Raw genomic sequence first — 1,511 nt, 5'->3', positions numbered from 1 at the left:
GTCGACCACCGACACGCTCACACGCCCCAGAACGCCTGGTCAGGCGGGTGCTTTGTCCAGATCTTGCGCCAGGAGCGCGGCGAGTTCGTCCAGGGCCGCCTCGTCGGGGCCGGAGAGCTCGACCTCCTCGCCGTGCCGGGCGCCCAGCGACATCAGGCCGAGGACGCTGGCCGCGTCGACCGGCGCACCGGCTTCGCCGTCGACGACCTTGGCGATGGTGACCGGGTGCTGCTGCGCAGCGGCGGCCTGGGAGAGCAGCGCGGCCGGGCGGGCGTGCAGACCCACCGAGGCGGCGATGCGGACTCGTCGTTGCATCTCGTTCCTTTCCAGCGGGGTGATCAGGCCGGAACCGCGGCCTGGTCCGAGGCGGTTTCTTCGGCGGTTTCGGTGCGGCGACCGATCTGCTTGGCGAACAGGACCGCGGCTGCGGCGACCACCACTCCGGCCACGATCGCCCCCAGGTACGGCAGCGCGTTGCCGACCAGCGGCAGGACGAAGATGCCGCCGTGCGGCGCCCGCAGCGTCGCGCCGAAGACCATCGACAGCGCCCCGGTGGTCGCCGAGCCGACCACGATCGGCGGGATCACCCGCAGCGGATCGCCCGCGGCGAACGGGATCGCGCCCTCGGTGATGAACGACGCCCCGAGCAGCCAAGCGGTTCGACCGCTGGCCCGCTCCGCTGGGGTGAACAGCTTGCCGCGCACCGCCGACGCCAGCGCCAGGGCCAGCGGCGGCACCATCCCGGCGGCCATCACCGCGGCCATGATCTCCAGCGATGCCGTGGTGGCGATGCTCAGGCCGCCGACGGCGAAGGTGTAGGCGACCTTGTTGATCGGCCCGCCCATGTCGAAGGCGATCATCGCGCCGAGCAGCGCGCCCAGCAGCGCCGCGTTGGCCCCGGACAGCCCGGTCAGCCACGCCGTCAGCGCGGCCATGACCAGCGCGATCGGCTTGCCGATGACCACGAACATCAGCACCCCGACGATCAGCGTGCCCAGCAGCGGCAGCACCACCACCGGCATGATCCCGGCGATGCCGCGCGGCACCTTGATCTTCTTGAGCCCGAAGAGCACCGCACCGGCCAGCAGACCGGCGATGAGACCGCCGAGGAAGCCGGCACCGACGGTCACCGCCACCGCGCCACCGACGAAGCCGGGGGCGATCGCGGGCCGGTCGGCGATGGCGAAGGCGATGAACCCGGCCAGCACCGGCACCAGGAACTCGAAGGCGGTGGAGCCGACCTGGTTGAACAGCGCAGCCCAGCTGACCAGGCTCGCGGCGTCGAAGTGCTCGGTGACCGGCGGCGCTTCGGTGATCTGGTACCCGCCGAGCGCGAAGCTCAGCGCGATCAGCAGACCGCCCGCGGCCACGAACGGGATCATGTAGCTGACACCGGTCATCAACCACTGCCGCAGCCGGGTGCCGAACCCGGTCCCGGCGACGACCTTGCTGGCGAGTTCCGGTTCCTCCGCAACGGGTTCCGGCGCGGCGGCGGGCTGCTGCGCGGCGGC

At 72.1% G+C, this 1,511-nt stretch carries 2 protein-coding genes; both read right to left on the bottom strand.

The genetic code is table 11. The features are described from left to right. Positions 1–39: 39 nt before the first annotated feature. Positions 40–315, bottom strand: coding sequence for an HPr family phosphocarrier protein (locus ABTZ89_RS38640; protein WP_270954597.1), 276 nt, complete (start codon positions 313–315; stop codon positions 40–42). A 23-nt stretch (positions 316–338) separates the two neighbouring features. Next, positions 339–1,511 (bottom strand): PTS fructose transporter subunit IIC (locus ABTZ89_RS38635; RefSeq protein WP_351054448.1); only part of this gene is annotated, 1,173 nt, incomplete at its 5' end.

Source organism: Saccharopolyspora sp. NPDC002686 (assembly GCF_040295745.1).
Classification (GTDB): domain Bacteria; phylum Actinomycetota; class Actinomycetes; order Mycobacteriales; family Pseudonocardiaceae; genus Saccharopolyspora; species Saccharopolyspora oryzae.
This window is presented reverse-complemented; position numbering and strand designations above follow the sequence as displayed.

What these genes read in the sequence shown, in the direction of transcription:
- ABTZ89_RS38640 (WP_270954597.1), bottom strand. Translation starts at nt 315, where the DNA reads ATGCAACGACGAGTCCGCATCGCCGCCTCGGTGGGTCTGCACGCCCGC.